Below are 3,675 nucleotides of genomic sequence, written 5' to 3' on the forward strand. Positions count from 1 at the left end.
TTATGTTACATATAAACCCAAAGGTATTTATTCGTGGATGAAATCCTTTTGGTTTTGAAATTCATTTCATAATAATCTATGATAAATTTACCACTTATGGAGGCATTGCCTCATAAAATATAGGCCATCATCCTTCCACAATAATAATGGCCTGTAGGGTGGCTGTTTCTTACGCAATCTCGCAGTCACCTTAAGTGTATGGGGAGCCGTATACTACTCATTGCGGCTCCTTTTTTTATTTATTGGGAGAGATTAATTCAGACAGCAGCTTGTTTAACTTCCCATAAAACTTAGACTTAAAAGCTAACGCTGGAGATTGGTACAGGAAGGATGCTTTTTAGTAATAGAATAGGCCGGTCACTCAGAATTTTCTGAGTGGCTGGCCTATTGCTTACTGACATTTAAAACAATGCCAGATTTGAGCTTGACGGTGATGTGGTCGTTATAAACGATTATGCTATCCAGTAGTCTTCTCATTAATGTGTCATCATATTTTGTCAGTTCCTGCTGCTGCGTTTTTATGAAATTGCATACTTCCTCAATGCGGTTAATGTTGGTGGTCCTTTGAAATAACTCATTCTCGGCTTTATCCTTTATTTCTCGGAGCTTTAATATTTCATTGGCTATGTCATCATATTGCTTTCTGTCATTAACCTTTTGGAGAAGCTCTTCCTGCAGGGCTATAAGTTTATTTTCCATGGCGACAATATCTGGGGAAGAAGAGTGGTTGATAATTTTTTTGATATTATCCTGCAGTACATCAAGATAGTCATTCTTTGCGGCTAGCATGGCGTTTATGGCACGCATGACCATTTCCTTTAGGTCTTTTTCATCAATTGACTTTGAGTCGCAGTCAATACCATTCTTATCTAGCTTACTTCCGCAACGCCATTTTATAAAGGATTTGTTATTTCTATACCAATGTACCCGGCAAAATACCTCATTGCAATTCCCACAAAAAATGATATTGCTGAATGCGTTGTTGCTGCTGAAGCTGTGCTTTTTACCATTCGGGCCTATTGCTTTTTTCGTCGACCTTTTAACGAATTCACTTTGGACCTCCATGAAGATTTTTTTGGGAATAATCGCTGGATGGTTATCTTTTACGTAGTATTGAGGAACAATACCATTATTCTTAACTCTGGTTTTGTTAAGGAAATCTGTGGTATACGTCTTTTGAAGTAGAGCATCACCCATATATTTTTCATTGGTTAGGATTTTCTTAATAGTGCTAGGCCACCATTTTTTTCGTCCGGCGCCGGTTAATATACCATCCTTTTCAAGACCAGCTGCAATCTTATCCATGCTGTAGCCTAAAAGATATTCTCTATAAATGCGTTTTACAACCTCAGCCTGCGTAGGATCAATAATAAGGTTGCCGTCGTTATCTTTGGTATATCCTAAAAACCAATTGTGGTTTACCTGGACGTGGCCTTGCTGGTATCTATACTGGAGGCCAAGTTTTACATTTTGGCTCAAGGATTGGCTTTCCTGTTGGGCCAGGGAAGCCATAATAGTTATCATGACTTCGCCTTTAGCATCCATTGTATTGATGTTTTCCTTTTCAAAAAATACAGGGATATTGAGGTCTTTGAGCTTTCGAATATATTTTAGACAGTCCAATGTATTTCTGGCAAATCGGCTTATAGATTTTGTTATAACCATATTTATTTCGCCGTTTTCACAGCATTTTATCATTTTGTTAAATTCGGTTCTGTTTTTGGTATTAGTCCCAGATATTCCATCGTCTGCAAATATCCCAGCAAGAACCCATTCCGGATGTGTGTTGATTAGTTCGCTGTAATGTTCTATGAGTTTATCTATTTTTCGAAGTTGGTTATCAATGCAATTGGCTATAAGTTTTTGGTGCCACTTGTGCCAGACAACATAAAATATAAAATTTCTGCGGGAGCTGTTGAAGATAATCATCAAGCTACGGCTGATAGTATATTTGATCATTTTTTCAACATGAGCTATAATGGCGCAATTGCAACAGCGGCATGGACAAATGATGGAATTGTTGTTTTGAAGGGAAGCAGTATAAGTAATGATATCACCGCTACATGTCCTTTTTCAGTAAGTAATAATAGAGCCTGGTATTCAGAAAAAATTGTCGATGGGAAGTTTCAAGAAGATGTGTTATTTAAATCACCTTCTGGGGCGGCAGCTTTTATTGCGGGGGCTCATGTCAATGGTAAAATATATTGGAAAAGCGAAGATGGTAAGACAATCGGTGAATCATTGATTATGTAGAAAAACATAGAGAAGGTGTGAAATAGAGTAAAATAGTTGTAAAAGATACAGAAATCAATGTTGTTAAGATAAATGAAGATAATTATATCTGTCTTACTGATATGCTTAAAGCCAAAGATGGAGACTTCTTTATCACAGATTGGCTTAGAAACAGAAATACCCTTGAGTATATTGGTATATGGGAGAAGGTATATAATCCTAATTTTAATTATGGCGAATTCGCCACAATTAGAAATCAGTCTGGTCTTAATAGCTTCAAAATAAGCGTTAAGGAGTTTGTTGCGAAAACAAATGCAATATGTATCCTGAAAAGAAACAGATGCCTCCAAAGCATATCGGTAAATATGTTATTTGAATATGAAAATGATTGACATTTGGTGATATTGCTTATACTATAATAATAAAGTGGGAAATCCCACAAAGGGGAGGAGGCATTATTATGGAGGCATTAAGAGATTACGATGTTCATATCGACAGTAAAAAAAGAGTGACCTTAAGAGGAGCAAAATATCACTACTATAATGTAAGGGAATTTGAAAATGGCTGTATTATCCTGGAACCTAGAGAACTGTCCATTCCTAAGGATATTTCTGCACGCACATTAAAAGATATGGATAGGGCAATTGTTAATTTTAAGTCTGGTGTGGTTTCTGAACCAATAGATCTTTCTGACTTTTAATGGAGCGAGTTTATGGCATTTTTGATTAGAATGGGGATTCCTGAGATGGAAAACCTTTGGAATAAGTTACAGAAGGAATATAAGTCTGGAACAATCAGTAAGAAGGATGCAGTATTATACAAAAAATGGGGAAAGGCATTAAAGCTATTGTCAGAAAATCCGAGGCATCCCAGCTTGCAGTCACATGATATAAATCAATTGTCAGAAAGATATGGAATGCGGGTATGGCAATCATATTTGGAAAACAAGACAAGTGGTGCAATGCGTATGTTTTGGGTTTATGGACCGGATAATCAGTCTATTACTATTGTTGGGCTGGAGCCTCATCCAGAAGATAGTAAAAATGGAGCATATAATAGAATCAAACTTTCGGATTTACCAGAATTAAGTAACGATAAATAAGATATTTAGTGAGTAGAACTGTTTACGCGTACCATACTTACGGTACATTCATCAAGTATCAAAATCAACGTACTGGGAGTAGACATGTTTACGCGTACCTAACTTACGTTACAGTATAAAGCATTAAAATCAACGTACCGGGCCACGTTGAGTCGGTAGCACTAATTAACAAAAAATAAAAGTGCCATAACCCTTTGTTCTATAAGGCTTCATGGCATATTTGAGACATATAAAAATAATAGATTATGCTGTGCCAGAAAGACAGCATTTTAGTGATTTTCAGCAGAGCAGCATACTCAAAACGATAGTTGGGTATGTTGCTCTGCTGATTTTTTGCATTA

Annotated in this window: 5 protein-coding genes; 4 read left to right on the plus strand and 1 reads right to left on the minus strand. The window is 36.6% G+C overall.

Going from position 1 to position 3,675, the window contains the following annotated elements:
- Nucleotides 1-384 precede the first annotated feature (384 nt).
- Entirely contained in the window at nt 385-1,923 is a 1,539-nt protein-coding gene (locus tag K6C05_RS10900) for a recombinase family protein (RefSeq protein WP_296734699.1), read from the minus strand.
- Here K6C05_RS10900 and K6C05_RS10905 point away from each other — a divergent pair.
- The 4 genes from K6C05_RS10905 to K6C05_RS10920 all read left to right on the plus strand — a co-directional run bounded on the left by K6C05_RS10905 (nt 1,804) and on the right by K6C05_RS10920 (nt 3,334).
- On the plus strand, nt 1,804-2,253 hold the full coding sequence (locus K6C05_RS10905; RefSeq protein ID WP_296734691.1) for a DUF4357 domain-containing protein: 450 nt from the start codon (nt 1,804-1,806) through the stop codon (nt 2,251-2,253). The genes K6C05_RS10900 and K6C05_RS10905 overlap by 120 nt on opposite strands.
- Nucleotides 2,254-2,306: 53 nt before the next feature.
- Nucleotides 2,307-2,624, plus strand: coding sequence for a KilA-N domain-containing protein (locus tag K6C05_RS10910; protein ID WP_363317203.1), 318 nt, complete (start codon nt 2,307-2,309; stop codon nt 2,622-2,624).
- A 68-nt stretch (nt 2,625-2,692) separates the two neighbouring features.
- Entirely contained in the window at nt 2,693-2,932 is a 240-nt protein-coding gene (locus tag K6C05_RS10915) for a hypothetical protein (protein WP_296734693.1), read from the plus strand.
- Between the two features lie 12 nt (nt 2,933-2,944).
- Complete coding sequence (locus K6C05_RS10920; RefSeq protein WP_296734696.1) at nt 2,945-3,334, plus strand: hypothetical protein; 390 nt, start codon at nt 2,945-2,947, stop codon at nt 3,332-3,334.
- The last annotated feature ends 341 nt before the right edge of the window (nt 3,335-3,675 follow it).

Source organism: Anaerovibrio sp., from assembly GCF_024697385.1.
Taxonomy (GTDB): Bacteria; Bacillota; Negativicutes; order Selenomonadales; family Selenomonadaceae; genus Anaerovibrio.

What these genes read in the sequence shown, in the direction of transcription:
- K6C05_RS10915 (WP_296734693.1), top strand. Translation starts at nt 2,693, where the DNA reads ATGGAGGCATTAAGAGATTACGATGTTCATATCGACAGTAAAAAAAGA.
- K6C05_RS10905 (WP_296734691.1), top strand. Translation starts at nt 1,804, where the DNA reads ATGTTCTATGAGTTTATCTATTTTTCGAAGTTGGTTATCAATGCAATT.
- K6C05_RS10920 (WP_296734696.1), top strand. Translation starts at nt 2,945, where the DNA reads ATGGCATTTTTGATTAGAATGGGGATTCCTGAGATGGAAAACCTTTGG.